At 40.0% G+C, this 20,549-nt stretch carries 23 protein-coding genes; 15 read left to right on the forward strand and 8 right to left on the reverse strand.

Translation table 11 applies throughout. The features are described from left to right. Positions 1–2: 2 nt before the first annotated feature. Entirely contained in the window at positions 3–596 is a 594-nt protein-coding gene (gene lepB, locus ACLN19_RS03315; RefSeq protein ID WP_413383262.1) for a signal peptidase I, read from the reverse strand. 14 nt (positions 597–610) lie between these two features. Further along, entirely contained in the window at positions 611–1,504 is an 894-nt protein-coding gene (gene rnhC / locus ACLN19_RS03320) for a ribonuclease HIII (RefSeq protein WP_413383264.1), read from the reverse strand. A 137-nt stretch (positions 1,505–1,641) separates the two neighbouring features. Between rnhC and zapA the strand changes: the two genes are divergently transcribed. From zapA to ACLN19_RS03360, 8 genes are all read left to right on the forward strand, one after another. Then, positions 1,642–1,950, forward strand: a complete 309-nt coding sequence (gene zapA, locus ACLN19_RS03325; protein ID WP_413383266.1) for a cell division protein ZapA — start codon at positions 1,642–1,644, stop codon at positions 1,948–1,950. A 3-nt stretch (positions 1,951–1,953) separates the two neighbouring features. Further along, positions 1,954–2,478, forward strand: a complete 525-nt coding sequence (locus tag ACLN19_RS03330; protein WP_413383268.1) for a CvpA family protein — start codon at positions 1,954–1,956, stop codon at positions 2,476–2,478. Positions 2,479–2,553: 75 nt separating this feature from the next. Further along, on the forward strand, positions 2,554–4,896 hold the full coding sequence (locus ACLN19_RS03335; RefSeq protein ID WP_413383270.1) for an endonuclease MutS2: 2,343 nt from the start codon (positions 2,554–2,556) through the stop codon (positions 4,894–4,896). Between the two features lie 25 nt (positions 4,897–4,921). Next, positions 4,922–5,425: a phosphatase PAP2 family protein gene (locus tag ACLN19_RS03340; RefSeq protein WP_413383272.1), complete on the forward strand. Its 504-nt coding sequence runs from the start codon at positions 4,922–4,924 to the stop codon at positions 5,423–5,425. Positions 5,426–5,490: 65 nt separating this feature from the next. Continuing rightward, positions 5,491–5,805 (forward strand): thioredoxin, encoded by a 315-nt coding sequence (trxA, locus tag ACLN19_RS03345; protein ID WP_413383274.1) that lies wholly within the window; start codon positions 5,491–5,493, stop codon positions 5,803–5,805. Positions 5,806–5,933: 128 nt separating this feature from the next. After that, a complete protein-coding gene (locus ACLN19_RS03350; protein WP_413383276.1) occupies positions 5,934–6,821 on the forward strand; it encodes an ROK family protein in 888 nt (295 codons plus the stop codon). 21 nt (positions 6,822–6,842) lie between these two features. Next, on the forward strand, positions 6,843–7,157 hold the full coding sequence (locus ACLN19_RS03355) for a PTS cellobiose transporter subunit IIB (RefSeq protein WP_413383278.1): 315 nt from the start codon (positions 6,843–6,845) through the stop codon (positions 7,155–7,157). 10 nt (positions 7,158–7,167) lie between these two features. Beyond that, positions 7,168–7,488, forward strand: coding sequence for a PTS cellobiose transporter subunit IIA (locus ACLN19_RS03360; RefSeq protein ID WP_413383281.1), 321 nt, complete (start codon positions 7,168–7,170; stop codon positions 7,486–7,488). Between the two features lie 115 nt (positions 7,489–7,603). On the opposite strand, the gene ACLN19_RS03365 is transcribed toward ACLN19_RS03360, so the two are convergent. Beyond that, positions 7,604–9,001, reverse strand: a complete 1,398-nt coding sequence (locus tag ACLN19_RS03365) for a glycoside hydrolase family 1 protein (RefSeq protein ID WP_413383283.1) — start codon at positions 8,999–9,001, stop codon at positions 7,604–7,606. Positions 9,002–9,143: 142 nt separating this feature from the next. Here ACLN19_RS03365 and celB point away from each other — a divergent pair, with 142 nt between their 5' ends. Together celB and ACLN19_RS03375 are read left to right on the forward strand one after the other, a co-directional pair. Continuing rightward, complete coding sequence (celB, locus tag ACLN19_RS03370; RefSeq protein ID WP_413383285.1) at positions 9,144–10,412, forward strand: PTS cellobiose transporter subunit IIC; 1,269 nt, start codon at positions 9,144–9,146, stop codon at positions 10,410–10,412. 34 nt (positions 10,413–10,446) lie between these two features. Next, on the forward strand, positions 10,447–11,172 hold the full coding sequence (locus ACLN19_RS03375) for a GntR family transcriptional regulator (RefSeq protein WP_413383287.1): 726 nt from the start codon (positions 10,447–10,449) through the stop codon (positions 11,170–11,172). Positions 11,173–11,218: 46 nt separating this feature from the next. On the opposite strand, the gene mmuM is transcribed toward ACLN19_RS03375, so the two are convergent. The 4 genes from mmuM to ACLN19_RS03395 form a co-directional block, all read right to left on the reverse strand. Continuing rightward, positions 11,219–12,178: a homocysteine S-methyltransferase gene (gene mmuM, locus ACLN19_RS03380; RefSeq protein ID WP_413383289.1), complete on the reverse strand. Its 960-nt coding sequence runs from the start codon at positions 12,176–12,178 to the stop codon at positions 11,219–11,221. A gap of 12 nt (positions 12,179–12,190) precedes the next feature. Beyond that, positions 12,191–13,567 carry an amino acid permease gene (locus tag ACLN19_RS03385; RefSeq protein ID WP_413383291.1) on the reverse strand — a complete coding sequence of 459 codons (1,377 nt, stop codon included), beginning with the start codon at positions 13,565–13,567 and terminating at the stop codon, positions 12,191–12,193. A gap of 147 nt (positions 13,568–13,714) precedes the next feature. Further along, a complete protein-coding gene (locus ACLN19_RS03390; protein WP_413383293.1) occupies positions 13,715–15,124 on the reverse strand; it encodes an amino acid permease in 1,410 nt (469 codons plus the stop codon). Between the two features lie 119 nt (positions 15,125–15,243). Then, positions 15,244–15,711 carry an ECF transporter S component gene (locus ACLN19_RS03395; RefSeq protein WP_413383295.1) on the reverse strand — a complete coding sequence of 156 codons (468 nt, stop codon included), beginning with the start codon at positions 15,709–15,711 and terminating at the stop codon, positions 15,244–15,246. A gap of 93 nt (positions 15,712–15,804) precedes the next feature. On the opposite strand from ACLN19_RS03395, the gene ACLN19_RS03400 reads away from it, so the two are divergent. Then, entirely contained in the window at positions 15,805–17,055 is a 1,251-nt protein-coding gene (locus ACLN19_RS03400; RefSeq protein WP_413383297.1) for an aminotransferase-like domain-containing protein, read from the forward strand. Here the strand turns inward: ACLN19_RS03400 and mutY are convergent. Next, entirely contained in the window at positions 17,052–18,209 is a 1,158-nt protein-coding gene (gene mutY / locus ACLN19_RS03405; protein WP_413383299.1) for an A/G-specific adenine glycosylase, read from the reverse strand. The genes ACLN19_RS03400 and mutY overlap by 4 nt on opposite strands. A 798-nt stretch (positions 18,210–19,007) precedes the next feature. Between mutY and rpsF the strand changes: the two genes are divergently transcribed. The 4 genes from rpsF to ACLN19_RS03425 all read left to right on the forward strand — a co-directional run bounded on the left by rpsF (position 19,008) and on the right by ACLN19_RS03425 (position 20,359). Next, positions 19,008–19,298: a 30S ribosomal protein S6 gene (gene rpsF / locus ACLN19_RS03410; protein ID WP_413383301.1), complete on the forward strand. Its 291-nt coding sequence runs from the start codon at positions 19,008–19,010 to the stop codon at positions 19,296–19,298. Positions 19,299–19,309: 11 nt separating this feature from the next. After that, a complete protein-coding gene (locus ACLN19_RS03415; protein WP_413383303.1) occupies positions 19,310–19,795 on the forward strand; it encodes a single-stranded DNA-binding protein in 486 nt (161 codons plus the stop codon). 22 nt (positions 19,796–19,817) lie between these two features. After that, a complete protein-coding gene (gene rpsR / locus ACLN19_RS03420; RefSeq protein WP_000068664.1) occupies positions 19,818–20,057 on the forward strand; it encodes a 30S ribosomal protein S18 in 240 nt (79 codons plus the stop codon). A gap of 89 nt (positions 20,058–20,146) precedes the next feature. Further along, complete coding sequence (locus tag ACLN19_RS03425; protein WP_413383311.1) at positions 20,147–20,359, forward strand: hypothetical protein; 213 nt, start codon at positions 20,147–20,149, stop codon at positions 20,357–20,359. Positions 20,360–20,549 lie beyond the last annotated feature (190 nt).

The following is a 20,549-nucleotide window of genomic DNA, read 5'->3' on the forward strand; positions in this document are numbered from 1 at the left end:
TCTTATTCGATAGTGCCAATGCGATTAAATGGCCAAAAGCGAAAAGTGACCTCACCGATAATATTATCAGAATCAAAGGTTCCGACCTCTCGGCTATCTCGTGAGACGATACGGTCGTCTCCAAGGAGATAATACTCTCCTTCTGGCACCGTCACTGTAAAGTCGCTATTGCCATTTTTGTCTGTGGTAAAGGCAGTCGCTTTTTCAGCCAATCCTTGAAAGAGTGGATTGTAGGCATAAGTGCTCTGCAGCTTATCTTTAGCAAAGCGTTTTTGATAGTCTGCTAAGTAAGGTTCATCGACTGTTTGACCGTTGACAGTCAGAACATCGTCCTTGTAGCTGACAGTGTCTCCAGGAAGCCCAATAACACGTTTGACAATAATCTTTTTCTCCCCATTTTCTGTTTCTGAGGCAACAACGACATCAAAACGATCAATCTTGGTATGTGATAAAACAACCAAACGCTCTCCATCAGCAAGCGTCGGGTCCATAGAGTGTCCATCTACACGAACAAACTGCCAAAGAAAAAGTCTGGTTAGGACAAAGACTGTAATGATGAGGAGAAAAAGCCCCCATTCTTTCATAAATTGTTTCATAGTGTTTCCTTTTATCAATGTAATAGTGCTTGTGCTTTTTTGGTATTTGCAAAATGTAGTTTAGCCGTGTGCTCAAGTGCTGACATACCATAGGCCTTTAGGAGTTGACTAGCGATTTTGTCAGAAGCGCTAGAAGCACCGCTAGGAAGCTTGTAGCCTGTTTCTTTGGACAAGTCTTTGAGATTGTCTAAAAAGAGCTTTCGAGCGATGATAGAGCTGACGGCTACTGCTAAAAATTGGCTCTCTGCTTTTTCAATTAATCTAACAGGTTCTGTAAACTGATTTTTCTCATTTTTGAGATAATTATGATAATTTTTAGGGCTGGTAAAAGCGTCGATGACAATCTTGTCTGCTGTGATACCGTCCTTTAAAAGGAGAAAAATCGCTTGATTATGAAGTGCCACTTTGACAGATACAGCGTTGTAAGGCTTATTTTTACTGACGACTTCATTGTACTTTTTAGGTGTCAATAAAAGGCTGCGATGAGGGATTTTAGCTTCTAGGAGAGGTGCGATTTGCAGAATGGTTTTATCGCTTAGTGTTTTAGAATCACCAACGCCAAGCTCTCGTAAAAAAGCATGGTCACTAGGTGTTACAAAAGATGCGACCACAGCGATACCACCAAAATAAGAGCCATTGCCGACCTCATCAGTCCCAATTAGGGCACAGTCTTGAGAAATGGTCTCTGGCTGCGTATCATCTTCTTTGTAGCCAAATGATTTAGCGAGTTGATAAGCACCTTTTCCTTGAAAAACAACTTTACCAGAGTGATAGAGAGAGATGTGTGTATCATCAGTCTTAGCGCAAAAAAGAATGTGTGGATTATTAGACGTTATCTGCGATGCCTTTAAGCGCTCCATGAGTCTTTCTTGTAGAGCGGGATTTGCTGTCATGACAATTGTATTCATGCTAATATTCTAACATAAATCCAAAGTCTTGTGTTAGTAAAGTGGGTGGTGTATGAAAAAAGAGCCTCTTTTATATTGATGTCAATACTTTTCATTATGAGTTTTTTACGTTATAATTGAAAATAGAGGTAAACGAAATGACACGTAAAGAAACAGGAAAAAACCGTTATAAATTTATCTTTGGTGATAAGCACTTGACCTTGACCACTGATAAGGACAACCTTTTTATGGAAGAAGTGGAGCGTCTAGCGCACGAAAAATACCAAGCGCTAAAAGAGAAGCTCTCAAGTGCCGATAATGAGACGTTGGCTATTTTGATGGCTGTCAACTCACTGTCGCAACAACTAGAGCGTGAGCAAGCTTATGACAAGCTTGAAGCTAAGTACCAGTCCTTAAAAGAGGAACTATCAGAAACAAAAGACGCTAAGGCAGATGATGGAGATTAAATCGTGCTAACGTTAGTGATTTTACTTATTCTTAGTTGGAGTTTTTATATTGGTTATCGGCGTGGTATCGTCTTACAGGGGTTTTACACAGGTATAGCGGCTTTGGCGTTTTACATTGCTTCTCATAGCTTTTCTAGCTTATCGTCTCAGCTGACCTTGTGGGTGCCTTATGCTAGTCCAACCCAAGAGTCTAGCGTTGCCTTTTTTCAGACGGTTGCTTTATTTGATTTGAATCAGGTCTATTACTCAGGTGTTGCATTTTTGGTGATTTATACCTTTATGTATGTCTGTGGGCGTTTTTTGGGTATTTTTTTACATTTGACGCCGATTAGTCATCTGGAAAATCGCAGTTTGTCTTTAGTTAGTGGTGTCTTGTCAGTCTTTGTGACGATGTTATCTTTAAGCATTGTTTTTGCTATTTTGGCAACGATTCCTTTGACTAGTTTACAGCAGTATTTAGCTAATAGTAGTATGGCGCGTTTTTTGATAAATAGCCTAGCTAGCGTCTTTACAGGCTCATGGCAGTAAGTCCCTTTGTTAAAAAGGGATTTTTTCTATGGTTGACTTGCCCTTTTTTAAAGCTTTTGGGTTATAATAGTAGCTATGAATGACAAGATTTTAGAACAACTAGAATTTGATAAGGTTAAGGCACTTTTGTTGCCTTATATGCAAACAGAACAAGGACGTAAGGCTCTAGAGCAGTTATTACCCATGACAGATAGTAAGGCCATATCAGCGAGTTTAGATGATATTAAAGATATGGCTAGCTTATTTGTCGAGGTGCATGGCTTTGCCCTTGGAGAGGTATCTGATATTAGCGAGAGTCTGAAGCGTTTAGAGTTATCTGCTAGCCTCAATATCTCAGAGCTGCTAGCCATTAAGCGCGTCTTAACGGTATCAGAAGAGATAAAAGACGTCTATAATCAGCTGGAAAATGTCACTTTAGAGCGTTTGGGACGTTTATTTGTGAATATCGAGGTGTTTCCACAGCTAAAAGGTCTCCTTCAAGCAGTCAACGAAGCAGGATTTTTAGAAGATTTTGCTAGCCCTCAATTAGCTAGTATTCGTAGTCAAATTGCAAGACATGATAGAGATATTAGACAAACCCTTCAAGATATTTTAAAGAAGCGTGCGGATATGCTCTCTGAACAGTTAATCGTCAGTCGTGCTGGACGTAGTGTTCTACCTGTGAAAAACACGTATCGACACCGTATCTCTGGTATTGTCCATGATATTTCTGCCTCAGGTAGTACGGTCTATATTGAGCCACGCCAGGTTGTCTCCCTCAATGAAGAGATGACGCAGCTAAGAGCTGATGAGCGCTATGAGGAAGCACGTATTTTGAGGGATATGTCAGATATGCTGGCTCCGTATATCTCTGCTATTAAAAATAATGCTTGGATTTTAGGGCATTTGGACTTGGTACGTACCAAATACCTCTTTATGCGAGACTATCAGGCGACTCTACCTAGTCTGAGTCAGGATAAGACGATAAGGCTACTTCAGGTGAGACACCCACTGCTAAAAGAGGCAGTGCCAAATAGCCTTTATTTTGGGTCAGATCTATCAAGTATTGTCATCACGGGACCTAATACAGGGGGAAAAACCATCATGTTGAAGACTTTGGGTCTAGCACAGGTGATGGCACAATCTGGTTTACCCATCTTAGCTGATAAAGGTAGTTGTGTAGCTGTCTTTAATGATATTTTTGCTGATATTGGTGATGAGCAATCCATAGAGCAAAGCCTATCGACCTTCTCTAGTCATATGACGCATATCGTCTCTATATTGGAGCAGGCTAATCAAGATAGTCTGATTTTGTTTGATGAGCTGGGAGCAGGAACGGATCCCCAAGAAGGTGCCAGCTTAGCAATGGCTATTTTGGAGCATTTGCGTCTTAGTCAAATCAAAACCATGGCAACAACTCACTATCCTGAGTTGAAGGCATATGGGATTGAGACGGATTTTGTGGAAAATGCCAGTATGGAATTTGACACGACAACTTTGAGTCCGACCTATCGCTTTATGCAAGGTGTGCCTGGACGCTCCAATGCCTTTGATATTGCAGCTCGTCTGGGTTTGTCTGAGGTGATTATCGCAAATGCTAAAGCGCAAACCAATCAAGATAGCGATGTCAATCGTATCATCGAGCGCTTAGAAGAGCAGACGCTAGAGAGTCGTAAGCGTTTGGAGCGTATTCGTGAGGTCGAGCAGGACAACCTAAAATTTAACCGCGCTGTCAAAAAATTGTATAATGAATTTTCACATGCGCGTGATAAGGAGTTGGAAAAAGCCACTCAAGAAGCGCAAGCTATTGTTGATAAGGCAGTCGATGAGAGCAGTCGTATTTTAGACAATCTTCATGCTAAGAGTCAGCTTAAGCCACATGAGGTTATTGAGGCGAAAAAGCAGCTTAATGACTTAGTGAAAGCACCTGATTTATCGCAAAATAAGGTACTTCAAAAAGCCAAAAAAGCTAAAGCCAAGCAAGCTCCAAAAGTTGGAGATAGTATTGTTGTCAATGCTTATGGGCAGCACGGTACGCTTATTAACCAGCTAAAAGACGGGCGCTTTGAAGCTCAGGTAGGTCTGATTAAGATGACTTTAAAAACGGATGAATTTAGCTTAGTGGCTAGTCATAAGGATAAGAGTAAGCCAAAGAAATCCAAACAAGTAGCGGTGATGACTAAGCGTGCTTCTGGTCCTCGCGCAAGACTTGATCTCAGAGGTAAACGCTATGAGGAGGCAATGAGCGAGCTAGATAGCTTTATTGATCAAGCACTTTTAAATAATATGGCACAAGTCGATATTATCCATGGTATTGGTACTGGTGTTATTCGTGAAGGGGTCAGCCAGTATCTACGACGTCATAAGCATGTTAAACATTTTGGCTATGCCCCTCAAAATGCGGGTGGTTCTGGAGCAACCATTGTGACCTTAGGATGATTAAAGGGTAAAAGGAGTATGATTTATGACGGATTATCAACGTTTATACCACGCTTGGACAGCGCCTTTTAGACGTTATCCAAAGCTAGTCGTTATCTTACGTTTAGTCAATAAAAGCCTGACCTATCTCATGTATCAAGTTTACCCGTTATTTTTGCTACATATCTACCTCAAAGATGGTTGGCGCTCACAATTGCTAGCGTTACTATTAGTGCCTGCGGCCAGTTTTTTGCTCGTATCACTTTTTAGACGTCTCTACAATCAGCCTCGTCCTTATGAAACTTGGGATTTAGCCCCTTTGATTATCAGGACAAGTAAGGGTAAGTCTATGCCAAGTCGTCATGTCTTTTCGGCAACTTTGATTAGTATGTGTGTCTTGGTTAGCTACCCTCATTTTGGAGCATGTTTGTTGTTTTTATCGCTTTTGTTAGCCATTTGCCGTGTCTTAGGAGGGGTTCATTATCCTAAAGATGTGCTTATCGGTTATATGTTGGGGATAGCATCAGGAGCGCTTTTATGTCTAGCATAGCAATTAGTGGAAATGTTTTGGCTTTTTGTGTACAATGAAAGCATAAACTAGACAGGAGATATGATATGGCATACGAAGTAACAGATGCAACATTTGAACAAGAAACAAAAGAAGGTCTTGTATTGGTTGATTTTTGGGCGACATGGTGTGGTCCTTGCCGCATGCAAGCGCCAATTCTAGACCAATTAAGCCAAGAGCTTGATGAGGATACGGTTAAGATTGTTAAGTTAGATGTGGATGCGAATCCTGAGACAGCGCGTGCTTTTGGCATTATGTCTATTCCAACTTTGATGTTTAAAAAAGATGGTCAAGTTGTCAAGCAAGTCGCAGGTGTGCATACCAAAGAACAATTAAAAGCTATTATTGCTGAATTATCTTAAAAAAGATGGGACTTAGTCTCATCTTTTTTATTGTGCAAATAAGAAACATAACTAAACATTTAAATAAAAAGTATAGACATTTAAAAATAGATGTGATATACTCTAATTAAGTTAGAAAGGAGGTTTGTATGACATTACTGGTTTTTGATATTGGTGGCACATCGGTCAAATACGCTTTGTTTAAGGATGGAGAGCTGGGTGAGGTTTCTTATTTTCAGACACCTAAGACTTGGGATGCTTTGAAGGTTCAGATAAAGTCGCTTAAAGAGACTTATGAGACTGAAGGTATAGTTGGACTTGCCTTTAGTTGTCTTGGTGTGGTTGATGCTAAAAAAGGTATGATAGGTGGTGTTAGTGCCGTGCCTTATCTGCATCATTTTCCGATTGTGAGGGAGTTGGAAGACTTGTGCCAGCTTCCTGTTGCTATCGAAAATGATGCCAACTGTGCAGCGCTAGCGGAGCTTTCTTTTGGGGTTGCTAGAGATGTAGCAGATAGTGCCTTTTTCATCATTGGATCTGGTGTAGGAGGGGCTCTTATTTTGGATAGGTCTTTACGAAAAGGGGTCGATCTTTTTACTGGTGAATTTGGCTTGATGAGCATGATGAATGGAGAAACGCTTAGTCAGTTGGTCAGTCCTGTTCATTTAGCTAAGCGCTATCAAAAAGAGATGAAAACACCTGCTATCACAGGAGAAGACATCTTCAGGCTAGCTAAAACAGGAGACAAGCTAGCTGGTGATTTGGTGTCGTCGTTTTATGAGACACTTAGTCGTGCTATTGTCAATGTAGCCTTGGTTGTCAATCCAGAGCTTATCGTGATTGGCGGTGCCATTTCAAAGCGTGATGATTTGCTAACCTATCTAAATCAGTCTATCGAGCAGTTAAAGGTCGGCTTACACATCGAAGATTTGACTTGCCGACTGGCGACGTGTCGTTATTATAATGACGCCAATTTATTAGGGGCAGCTAGTAATTGGCTTACGCAGTTTGGGACAATGTCCAAGCGTGATTTGTGATATGAAAAAAGGAGTCTTATTATGTCAAAAGCGTTAATTATCTGTGCGTCAGGAATGTCATCATCATTGATGGCTCAAAAAGTAACCGACTTTCTTCAAAAAGAGGGTAAAGATATTGTCGTTGAAGCGATTAGCTCGACTGAGGGCAATCAAATGATTAGTGAGGGTGATTATGATTTGTATTTGATTAGCCCTCAAACCAAGATGTATTTCAAGCAGTTTTTTGAGTTGGGTCAAAAGGTCAATAAACCAGTCGTGCAAATCCCACCTCAAGCTTACATTCCTATTCCTATGGGAGTTGAAAAAATGGCTCAGTTGATTGTGAGCAATCTATAAGGAGGCTACTATGGATACACAAGAATTGCAAATGGTAGCTTTTGAGATTATTTTAAATAGTGGTAATGCTAGAACAATGGTACATGAAGCGTTTCAGGCGATGCGACAAGGTGATTTGGAGCTAGCCCAAAAGACCTTAGACGCGTCAAACGATGAATTGTTAGAAGCACACCACGCTCAGACCAAGCTTTTACAAGATTATGCCAGCGGGGTGGATATCAAGATGGAGATTATCATGGTGCATGCCCAAGACCATTTGATGACTACGATGACCTTAAGAGAGGTGGCTATCGAGATGTTGGCTCTATATCAAAAATTAGCGGTCTCATAAGATAAAAAATACCTATATAGGTATTTTTTTTGAGCTCTGAAAATCTAAAAAGAGCACCTCATGATCAAGCGTACTTGAGCTAGAGAGGTACTCTGAGAAGATAGGGTTAGTGACTTTAATCTTTGAAACCGTTGTCTTTGGCAAGTTGGTTGAAGAAATGCCCTGATTTTTTAATGGTTCGTTTGCCTTCTTGGTCTAAATCAACTGCAATTAAGCCATAGCGGTTTTTGTAAGCATTGGTCCAAGACCAGTTGTCCATACAAGTCCACATATGATAGCCAAGGCAATTGGCACCTTCTTGGATAGCTTGATGGAGATAGCGAAGATGATCCTTAATAAAATCAATGCGATAGTCATCCTCAATCTCTCCTTGAGCATTGCGATAGCGTTCTTCTCCTTCAACGCCCATACCATTTTCAGAGATATACGATGGGATATTGCCATAGTTGTCACGTAGGTTGATTAAGATATCATAGATCCCTTTTTCATAGATTTCCCATCCACGGTAAGGGTTCATCTTTTTATTTGGCATGTCGTAGTTGTCAAAATAATCATCTGGCATAGGGAAGTTAGGATTTTTATCTGCGGGATTTTCCTTTGCCTTGATACGTCGTGGTTGATAGTAGTTGATACCTAAGAGGTCAATAGGATTATCCTTGATGATATCAAGATCTTCTGGATCATACTTAGGCATGATATCTAATTCTTTGATAATCGTGATAAGCTCTTTTGGAAATGTCCCTTTGATAGAAGGGTCTAAAAAGGAGCGGTTGAAAAAAGCATCCGCTATTTTAGCAGCTGAGACATCCTCAACATTAGAGTCATCTCTTGGGTAGCTAGGTGTCAGATTGAGAATGATACCAATCTTGCCGTCATACTTGTCATGGTAAGCTTTAATAGCTAAGGCGCTTGCTAGCAGTTCGTGAAATCCGACTTGGACAGCGTGTTTAAGATTGACTTCATTTGGATAGTGAAACTGATAGAGATATCCCCCCTCGATAGGCACAATAGGCTCATTATGGGTAAACCAATAATGGACACGATCGCCAAACAGTTTGAAGCAGGTTTTGGCAAAGTGTACATAAGCATCAACGGTATCACGATTGAGCCATCCCCCTTTTTCTTGTAGTGGCATTGGCATATCAAAATGGTATAAGTTGATAAAAGGTTCAATGCCGTTGGCAATCAATTCATTAATGTAGGCATTATAGAAAGAAACTGCTTTAGGATTGACGTCTCCTACGCCATCAGGAATCAAGCGACTCCATTGGATAGACGTTCTAAAGGAATTGTGACCAGTTTGCTTCATTAAGGCGACGTCTTCTTTAAAGCGAAGATAATTATACGAGGTTTTGTCAGGACCCACTTGGTCAAAGAAGCGCTCAGGTTCTTGTTGATACCAAAAATCCCAGATATTGTCCCCTTTACCGTCTCCATCAAAACGTCCTTCAGTTTGTGGTCCACTGGAGGCAGTCCCCCAGAAAAAGTCTTTTGGAAAATGATAAGTTGTCATTGAAAAAACTCCTTTGCATTCTTTATAAGATAAAGTATATACTATTTGAAAATAAAGTCAAGAATAATATATAAAAAGACTAGACATTTAATAAAAAATAATATACAATAAAGTTAACAAAAAGTAAAGGTAGGTAAAACTGATGAACAAGTTTTTAGATGCTATCAGTGAGAAACTGCTCCCTTTAGCAAACATTCTAGGTTCTAATAAGTATCTAGCTGTCTTGCGTGACGCTTTCATGCTAGCCTTTCCTATCACTATGTTTGGCTCGATTGTAGTTGTTATTACCAATTTGCCATTCTTTAGTGATAGTCTAAAAGAAACACTAGCGGCGCTTTTAGGAAATGGTCAGACAGCGACGATGTCTATTATGACCCTCTTTGTCGTCTTTGGGATAGGGTATTATCTGTCTAAGTCCTATAAGGTTGAGGGTGTTTTTGGTGGGGCTGTGGCACTCTCTAGTTTTCTGATTCTAACCCCTTTTTATGTGACAAGTGAAGCTGGTGAGATGGTCTCTAATGTCGTTAGTCTGGATAGATTAGGCGCTAAGGGAATGTTTTTAGGGATGATTACAGCTTTTGTGGCGGCAGAGATTTACAGTCGTATTAGCAACAAAGGATGGCAAATCAAGATGCCAGACTCTGTACCACCTGCTGTCTCTAAATCGTTTGCAGCACTTATTCCAGGCACATTAACGTTGACCTTTTTCTTACTCCTTCATGCAGCCTTAACAGGCTTGTTTAAGGTCAACTTACATGATTTGATTTACCAAGTTATCCAAGCTCCTTTGGTAGGTTTAGGCTCAAGTATTGGTGCGACCTTGATTGCGGTCTTTTTGATTCAAGTCTTGTGGTTTTTTGGCTTACATGGGCAAATTCTGGTCAACTCCGTTATGGACCCTATCTGGAATACTCTTAATCTGGAAAATCTAGAAGCTTACAAGGCAGGTGAACAGGTTCCTCATATTATTTCAAAAGCATTTATGGAAACGTTTACGGTAGGTCTTGGTGGTTCGGGTATGACCTTGGCGGTTGTGTTGATTATGGCTTTTATCTTGAAAAAGAAGATGTACCGAGACGTTGGACGACTAGCGCTTGGGGCAGGTATTTTCAATGTTAATGAACCCGTTATTTTTGGACTTCCTATTGTGATGAATGCAACGATTTTGATTCCATGGGTATTAGCACCGATTGTGGTCACGTCACTTAATTATCTCGTCATGGCTATTGGTTTAGTACCAGCACCAACAGGTGTTTCTGTACCATGGACTGTACCGATTTTCTTTAGTGGTATGCTTGCGACCAACTCGATTATGGGGGGACTTCTTCAGATTGCAGACATGTTACTAGTAGCTTGCATTTGGTATCCATTCTTATTGGCACTAGACAGACAAGAGGATTATGGGTTATAATAAAAAGATAACGACTAGGATAAGAGGGTAGGATATGTCTAAGTATGAGGAAATTGCTAATGTGATTAGAAAGAGAATCTCAGATGGTGTCTATCCTGTTGATTCAAATATTCCTGTGCAGTCTGATCTAGCCAAGGAGTTTTCCGTTAGCCGTATGACAGTCAAAAAAGCTATTGAAATACTGACAATTGAAGGGTTAGTCTATTCTAAGCAAGGTCATGGGACAAAAGTCTTAAACTCTTCTTTTTGGGATAAAAATGATCTTAATTTTCGCTTTGATGATTACAATGGTCTTAGTAAAGATTTGCATGAACATGCCGATCGCTTGAGCAGTCAGATTATTGCTTTTGAGGTTGAGTTTCCCCAAAAAGAGGTAGCAGAGCGCCTGCAGCTCGATAGTAAAACGCCAGTTTATCGTATTGTGCGCCTACGTTTGCTAGATGAGAAGCCTTATGTCCTAGAACATACCTTTATGCCAGTAGATTTGGCGCCAGGTCTTGATGAGGATGTTTTGATGAGCTCTGTTTATGGCTTTTTGCATAAAACTTTAGGCTTAAAATTTGCAGGTTCTTATCGGCATATTACGGCTTCTAAGGCAGATAGTTTTGATTTGGAGCATCTTAAATGCGACAAACACGACCCTATCTTAGAGGTAGAGCAGGTCGTATATCTGGATAATGGACGCCCGATTGAGTATTCTAAGAGTCGTAATCGTTATGACACTAGAGGATACTCATTGTTGGATGTTAAAAATAGTTAAAAAGCATCTGCTTATAGCAGATGCTTTTTTGTACCATTTTGTCTGATTAGTTATGACTCTCGCCTAGACCCCTAGCCAGCTGAGCGATATCAGTGGGATGTGTTCGACAACAGCCGCCAAGAATCTTACTGCCCAAAGCCTTCCACTCCTTACTTTTATCAAGAAGATTATAATGATTAGCAGGGTTTGAGTGCCAGCATTGTTTGGTGCCGTCATAAGTTTCACCAGAGTTTGGATAGCTGACTAAAGGTTTATCTGTCAACTCTGCTAATTCCGTTAGTAAGGCATCCATAAGATGAGGCGCTGTACAATTAAAGCCTAAAGCTAATACCTGAGGACAGTTTATGACGAGCTGGCTAATCTCTTTTAAAGAAGTCCCATCAGAGATAGAGCCTTCATGCTGAGCTGTAAAGCTCATATAGGCTTCAACGTGAGGAAATTCTTGTGTCAAAAGCTCAACTAAAGCGATGACTTCTAAGCGATTAGGGATAGTCTCTAGGCATAATAACTCACTACCAGCCTCTAGAAGCGCTTGTATGCGTGGTCTATGAAAGTCTTTGAGTGTTTCAATAGATATGTCCCCATAATCTCCGCTATATTCAGAGCCGTTGGCAAGATAAGCAGCGTAAGGGCCTACGCAGCCAGAGATAAGAGGATAGCTGCGCTTTAGCTTTGTGGTTTGATCTAGACTATCCCAGACAGTCTTTCTTGCTTCTAGTGCTAAGTTGACACTTTGCTTTATGATATGTATGGCTTCTTCTTGGCTTAAGCCAGCCTCTAGGAGCCCTGGTAGGCTAGCTTGATAGCTAGATGTGGTCACTATATCAGCACCTGCTAGCAGGTAGGTCTCATGGATATGTTGGATAATCTCAGGTTGAGTGAGGAGGTATTTGGCTGACCAGAGTTTTCCTGAGACATCATAGCCTAAATGCTCCAGCTCCGTCCCTAGGGCACCATGTAAGATTAAGTGTTCTTTTGTTTTTAATAATTGTCTAAAACGTCCCATAAAAAACCTCTCTTACCATTTTTTAAAGCGAATATAGTGATACACATAGCATAAAACGATAAAGGGAAGTCCGAAATAAAGCCCTGCTCGTTGAGAAGGATCCCATGCAATACCAATAATAGAGATAATCAAGAGGATAATTGTAATCCAAGGTAAAACAGGTGAAAAGGGAGCTTTATAATCCAATTCTTCAAGGCTGTGTGTTTTTAAAAAGTCATGACGAAAGCGAAGCTGTGCCAGAGGGATAGATAACCAAACGATAACCATAGCAAAGCCTGCGATCGAAACTAAAGCGAGAAAAATAGTCGTTTCAGCATAGATAGAAGCGATTAAAGCAACAAAGACTCCAATCATAGAGACAATCATGCCACGCATAGGCACACCGTGTTTATTGATTTTGACGAGATGCTCACTAATCATCCCTTCATTTGCCAGTGACCAGAGCATGCGACTAGAGGCGTAAAGCCCTGAAGTAGAGGCTGACAAGATAGCAATTAGGATGATGACATTCATGATATCAGCAGCATAAGGGATGCCGATTTTATCAAAAACAAGGACAAAAGGCGCTTCTGTTACCCCAGCTTCTGACATGGGTAAGAGAGCCGCTAGGACAAACATGGTCAGGACAAAAAAGCTAACCAAGAGCCCGATCGTTGATTTAATAGCTTTAGGGACAGCTTCTTTTGGGTTGGCGGCCTCACCAGCAGCAATACCAATCATCTCTACTCCTGAAAAGGCGTAGTTGACAGATAGCATGACAGACAAAAAGCCGATAAAGCCGTTTGGTAGCAATCCTTGAGAGGTGATATTGGTCAAAAGTGGTGCAGAGGTGCTCCCTTCAATAGATAAAATCCCAAAAATAGCGAGACTTCCTAAGATGATAAAAGCTAGGATAGCGTAAACTTTAATCGAAGACAAGACATCCTCAGCTCTTGCAAACCAGCCGACAGATAAGGTATTTAAGCTAAAGACGATGATAGCAAAAAGACTAGCAAAAACCCATATGGGTATATTGGGAAACCAGCGCTGCATCAATTGACTGGCGCCGATAAATTGAGATGATAAAGCCACTACCCAACAAAGCCAGTACATCAAAGCGACCATAAAACCTGTGGCGGGACTAATAAAGCGTGTCGCATAGGTGTGAAAAGAGCCCGTAACAGGCATAGCTACGGATAGCTCGCCTAAAGAAAACATGACCAAATAGACCATAATAGCCCCAAAAAGGTAAGCTGCGATGGCACCAAGAGGCCCAGCCTGCATAATAGTATAGCCAGAGCTTAAAAAGAGCCCTGTTCCGATGACCCCTCCAATGGATAACATCTGTAAGTGACGACTAGTCATCTCGCGTTGGAAGGTTCCTTCGTGTTCAAAGTTGTGATTTTCCATAAGGTCTCCTAAATAAAAATACTAATTAGTTTATCATATCATAGTTTTTCAATTAGTAGTTATAGCCTTTGTAAACGTCATCTTATAGTTTAAAGCTATAAGATGATGGCGCTAAAAAAGTAGTGAAGAGGTCTTCACTACTTGTGATTAGGCTTTTCTAAACTTGAATTGGCTATAAATACCAAAGCCAACAATCCAAATAAGCGATCCAACCGCCCCAATAAGTGTGTCAGCTTGTAAGAATAAAATGGCAAAGACCATCAGCATAAAGACAATGGTAATAGGATTTAAAATCTTATAAGCTGGCATGAGATAACCATCAGGCATAAAGTCATCTGATTGACGGTATTTAAGGTGGGCAATCATCGTTAAAATATAAATAGCGATGTAAACACCTGATGATGAGGCTGTAATAAGCGTAAAGGCATTTTGGATAGCAGGAATCATACTAATCAAAGCAGAGGCTGCAATCATAATGGCTGAGAAGATAATGGCACGGCTAGGGACACCTGTTCGTGAGAGACTATTTAGTTTTAAGCGTGTCATCAAAGCATTTGGCGCTTCGTGAGCGAGTTGATAGAGGTGACGCCCTGTTGAGTAGAGAGTCGAGTTGAGTGCAGAAGCTGCAGATGTCAAAACGACAAAGTTAATCAAAGCAGCAGCCCATTTAAAGCCAGCTAGTTGGAAAACCATGACAAACGGTGAATTTTCAAGACTGCTTGCGCTAGTGGTCAAGGCATGCCAAGGAATGATGGTCATGATAGCCAAAAGAGAGCCCACATAGAAAATCACGATACGCATGGGAATTTCTTGAATGGCTTTTGGCAATACTTTTCGTGGATTAGCTGTTTCAGAGACAGTAATACCGACAAATTCGATAGCTTGGTAGGCAAAAAAGACCATTTGGAAGGAAACTAAAAATTTCATCCAGCCATTGGGGAACCATTCAAAATGGCTAAAAATGTTATTGAGTGTGACAGGACCTTGAGAGGTTTCAAAGCCTGTTAACAACATGATAATAGCTGTAGCAATCAAGGCCATAATGGCGATGATTTTGATCATGGCAAACCAAAATTCAGTTTCTCCAAAGACCTTAACAGCGATAAGGTTGATAGAGGCCAAGAGAATTAGAAAGACAATTTGAATGATCCAAGACGGCCAAGATGGAAACCAATATTGCATGTATTTGGCAACGGCAGTGATTTCAGCCATTCCTAAAAAGATAAGTGATACCCAGTAGGACCAGCCAGCAAAATAGCCCCAGCCAGCTCCAAGATAACGGGTGATAAAGTTGATAAAGGTGTGTTGGTCAGGGTCTTGATAGAGCATCTCACCCATGGCACGCATCATAAAGAACATGAAGACACCAGTGATAAGATAGACTAGTAAAATTGATGGACCTGTCAGAGAAATGGAATTTCCAGCTCCTAAAAATAGCCCAGTTCCAATAGTTCCTGCGATAGCGATCAGTTGGACATGGCGGTTTTGTAAACCACGTACCATGCCATTTTCCAACTCATCGTTTTCAACTTCAGGCTTGTGTTGTTTGTTAGACATAAGCATTCCTTTTTTATAAAATTTCTTTCCTATTATACTAGATATTACCTGTAATTTCAAATAGGGCTTCTTAAAAGTGTGTCATTTGTCACTAAAGTGATAAAAAACTGAGCGAAAACTCAGTTTTTTTGACGTTTTTTAAAGACAATGTAGGTGAGATAACCAAGCAGCATACCAAAGCCATTTTGCAAAAGATTTCCCCAGATACTACCTAGAGCAGCACCTAGACCTTGTCCAAGGACTAGAGAGCCTATAACATACCAACCTACCATGCTAACTGTGGCTAGAATTAAGCCTAGATAGCGCCATTTGCCTGTCCAGCCAGCAAAATACCCCTGTGCGCCATGAGCGATAAGGCTATGAATCATCCAGTGAGGGTAACCAGCTAGTAAGTCAATGAGAAATCCAGACAAGCCACCAACAAGAGCGCCAGCTTTACTCCCTAGATAAAAGCTTGTAAAATAAATACCAGCATCAAGAAGGGTTAGAAATCCTGTTGGAGTAGGTATCATGATAAAACGCCCTAAAACGATACTAAGAGCTGTGAGAATGGCCATTAAGGTAATAGTTTGCGTACGATGTGACATAAATCCCTCCACTTTTTCAAAGCTATACTGGCATTGTAAAAGAATTTAAAATAAAGTACAATAGGCTTAAAGATAAAGTGTAGGGGGACAGATATGACAAAAGTAGAGGCTATTAAAGACTATCTGATAAATCAAATCGCTTTGGGAGAGCTAAAAGCAGGAGATAAGCTACCGTCGATTCGCCAGTTAGCCAAGCAATTTTCTTGCAATAAAGATACGGTTCAACGGGCTCTTTTAGACTTACGTTATGAACATTATGTTCATGCTATCGCTAAGTCAGGCTATTATGTGCTAGAGACTAAGCAGGAAAAAGAAATACTAGATTTACCAGACTCAGAGATTGCCAATATAGCTTATGAGGATTTTAGACTTTGCCTCAATGAAGCCCTTATTGGTCGGGAAGATTATTTGTTTAATTATTATCATAAGGAAGAAGGCCTACCAGAGTTGATAAGGGCGGCGCATCAATTACTTGTGAGTGGTTATGTTTACAGTAAAATAGAGCAATTGATGATAACAGCAGGAACCCAACAAGCCCTCTACATTTTAAGTCAGCTCGTCTTTCCCAATCAAAAGACGATTATTTTGCTAGAGCAGCCTACTTATAACCGCATGGTGGATCTTGTAAGAACGCTTAATCTTTCAGTGATGACGATTGATAGAGGGAGAGAGGGGATTGATTTTGAGCGCTTGGAGTTTATTTTGGCTAATTATCCTATTAAATTTTTTTACCTTATCCCTCGTCTGCATAATCCTTTAGGGACTTCTTATAGTCAGTCGGACATGGAGCGTTTGGTGGCTTTAGCAGAAGATTATGATGTTTATTTGGTTGAGGATGATTATATGTCTGATTTTGCTAGTCATGCCCCTCTCCATTATTATGATACGCATGAGCGTGTTATCTACCTCAAGTCGTTTTCTAATACGATTTTTCCAGCTCTACGCTTAGCAATTATCAGCTTACCTCTTGTGCTTAAAGAGAGCTTCATAGCCTATAAAAAAATGATGGATTATGATACCCATCTGATTTTACAAAAAGCGCTAGCGCTCTATATAACAAGTGGGATGTATGCTAAAAATACAGCCCATCTTAAAAAACGCTATGAGCGTCACGTAGCCACATTGAGTGAGCAATTAAAGGATTATGACTTGTCACATTATAGTATTAGGCACCGAGATCTTATCTTATATCTAGAGAATAAACAAATCAGTCAGAAATTAGCACAACTAGAAGGTGTTGATAGATTGGAGTCATCTTACCTTATAGAAAATACCCATCCAGTTGTCGCTATATCGCAGCTAACAGCACTTAAAAAGGTCTTAGAAATCTTGAAAAAAGACTAGTCTATACGTTTAAAATACTCTTGACACAATTTTTTTTGAGGTGTTGCAAAAGGATAATCCTCAAAATCCTCCTTAGCTACCCAAGCAGTTTGGTCTTCTTTGGCTAGAGTTGAGCTATCTACCCTACCTTCTCTGATGGTTAGGTGCCATTTTTGATGGCTAAAGGTATGTTTAACAATTGGAAAATCACGCTCTGTCCATTTTGGGTGGAGGTGATAGAGTGTCTCAAAACGCTCTTTTTGTTCTTTTATGATTAGTGGATCATCTGCCTCATCTGCCTCATCAAATAAAGATAATTGTTTGGCGACCTGTTCGGTCTCGATCAGTGGAAAAGACCAAAAACCAGCTAGTAGGCGTCCTTTGGTGTTTTTTTCCAGTAAAAATTGTCCCTCTTCATTTTGGATGATAAAAGCCTCTACGTAAATCGGTTTTGGCTTTTTCTTAGGAAGTTTGATAGGGTATTTATCCATTGTGCCGTGGAGATAAGCAGCGTTAAAAAAGCGAATAGGACTTTCTTCGGGTCTAGGATTTTTAGCGGATTCAATATCGGAACCTAAGTCCATAAGGGCTTGGTTAAAATCACCGGGCTCCTTAGGATCAATCAAAATACTCATAATCGTTTGGAAAATAATCCGATTTTTAGGGTCTCCAATATCATAATCAACCTCAAATAAGCGAGCCATGACACGCATCACATTCCCATCGACAGCAGGCTCTGGAAGATTAAAAGCAATACTAGCTATGGCTCCAGCAGTGTAGGGGCCAATACCCTTTAGACTGAGAATGTCCTTGTGAGTCGAAGGAAATTCTCCGCCAAAGTCTTGCATGATTTGCTGGGCAGCAGCCTGCATATTTCGCACACGTGAATAATAACCTAGTCCCTCCCAGGCTTTAAGGAGTCGTTCTTCATCAGCTTGAGCAAGGTCTTTTATTGTTGGAAACCATTGTAAAAACCGCTCATAATACGGAATGACTGTTACAACTTGTGTTTGTTGTAGCATAATCTCAGAGACCCAGATATGATAAGGGTTTTTAGTGTGTCTCCAAGGTAGGTCACGTTTTTCGTTATGGTACCAGTGAAGAAGTGTTCGTCTAAAGCTTTTTATCTTATCATCATCCCACATGGTGATGCCGTATGTTTTTAAATCAATCATAGTCTTATTATATCAAAATGACCCCTAAAAAGATTTGATAATTATTTTATTAAAAAAAGATGTTATTACTTGACAAAAGCAAACGCTTACAATATAATAGAATTATAAAAGATAGGAGTTATCAAAAGGAGGTTACTTCTATGGTAAGGCACAATATATCACGGTATAAAAACGGTGATAGCAATTAACGGTAGGCAATCAGATAATCTTACGTAGGCTTTTGGTCTTTGAGAGATGAGAGATGATAGTAGGGAGGTAGTGCTTATGTTACGCTTAAATATAAGTCGCTATAGTAATGGTGATAAAGCTAACTAAACTAATACAATAGGGAGGTTTGCTATGCTCTACGTATCACGGTATAAAAATGGAGACATTCAAGCTATTGTCTAATATAGCTTTGGAGGTGTTTCCTATGTAGAAGTTATCAATGAATATAGGCTATGTAGATACGAACAGTGAGGTGGTAGTATGTTTGATATAACACCTAGTCGCTATAAAAATGGTGATTGAAGTTAGTTATGATAGAGATGAGCCATAGGTAGGCTTAGCGTCTCAATCTTAATCATTTTCTTACTCCTTATGAAAAGAGTGTTCTTAAGCAGTATAAAGTTCACTCAACATACAGTTGATAGCTAGTGGTTAGTTCTCCCACTAGCTATTTTTGGGTATGAAGATGAGAAATCTAGCAGCTAAAGCTTGACATCATCTATAAATAGAGTATAATAGTAAATTGTGAGTGTACCTCACTTACCCTAAACTGTGATTTAGGGTCATTAGACCAAAAGGAGGAAACTATCAATGGCTAAATACGAAATTCTTTATATTATTCGTCCAAACATTGAAGAAGAAGCAAAAAACGCTTTGGTAGCACGTTTTGACGCTATCTTGAGCGACAACGGTGCAACTGTTGTTGAATCAAAAGATTGGGAAAAACGTCGTCTTGCTTACGAAATCAAAGATTTCCGTGAAGGACTTTACCATATCGTTAACGTTGAAGCTGATAACGATGTTGCTCTTAACGAGTTTGATCGTCTTTCAAAAATCAACACTGACATTCTTCGTCATATGATTGTTAAACTTGAAGCATAAGAAGGTATCCTATGATTAATAATGTAGTGCTAGTAGGGCGTATGACACGTGATGCTGAACTTCGCTATACACCAAGCAATCAAGCCGTAGCGACTTTTACGTTGGCGGTTAATCGTAATTTTAAAAATCAAAATGGCGAACGTGAAGCAGATTTTATCAACGTTGTTATTTGGCGTCAACAAGCTGAAAATTTGGCGAATTGGGCTAAAAAGGGAACTCTTGTTGGAATTACAGGACGTATCCAAACCCGTAACTACGAAAACCAACAAGGGCAGCGTGTCTATGTGACAGAAGTTATCGCAGATAGCTTTCAAATTTTAGAAAGCCGTGCAACCCGTGAAGGCAATGCTGGTAGCTACAATACAGGTGGATTTGAGAGTGGATCGACTACCTCTTATTCAAATCCGTCACCAAGCACACCTAATTTTGCTCGAGATACAACACCATTTGGTAATTCTAACCCAATGGATATTTCAGACGATGATTTACCATTTTAAATAATATAAAGGAGAAAAAAACATGGCTCAACAACGTCGTGGCGGATTCAAACGCCGTAAAAAAGTTGATTATATTGCAGCTAATAAGATTGAATACGTTGACTACAAAGATACTGAATTGCTTAGCCGTTTTGTATCTGAACGTGGTAAAATTTTACCACGTCGTGTCACAGGAACTTCAGCTAAAAACCAACGTAAGGTTACAACTGCCATCAAACGTGCACGCGTAATGGCATTGATGCCTTTTGTTAATGAAGATTAATGAAAAACAACTGAAGAGTTGATATACTCCCCTTATAGTGGACAGTGAAAAACTAAAAATTCACTAGAAACTATGAGGGGAGTTTTCATATGTCTAAAAGAAGTCCAAAGTCTGTCTCTGAGAAACTAGAAATTGTTCTACTTCGCTTGGAATCTTGTATTGAGAGGCTAGGGGAAAGTCGTCACTGGACGAAGTATAGCAAGGAGCTAAAGGAACAAGACCGTCGTCTAATCTTTTATTATGTCATTGTCCACTTGACAGGGAGCTATTCAAGTTCTATGTCTTCAGTTGGTTTTTTTTAAAAAAAACCTCTTGACAAGTTAGAAAAAAGTTGATAGATTAGTGTAGCTGTCAATTGAGGTGTCAGTCAGTCTGAGAAAAAGTTTTGAAAAAAACTTTAAAAAAGCTGTTGACAAGTGATTTAAAAATTGATAGACTAATATAGCTGTCAAGTTGAGGCAGGAGTTGTTAAAACTTTTTTAAAAAAAGTTA

The sequence above is a fragment of the Streptococcus lishijunsis genome, assembly GCF_047290665.1.
GTDB lineage: Bacteria > Bacillota > Bacilli > Lactobacillales > Streptococcaceae > Streptococcus.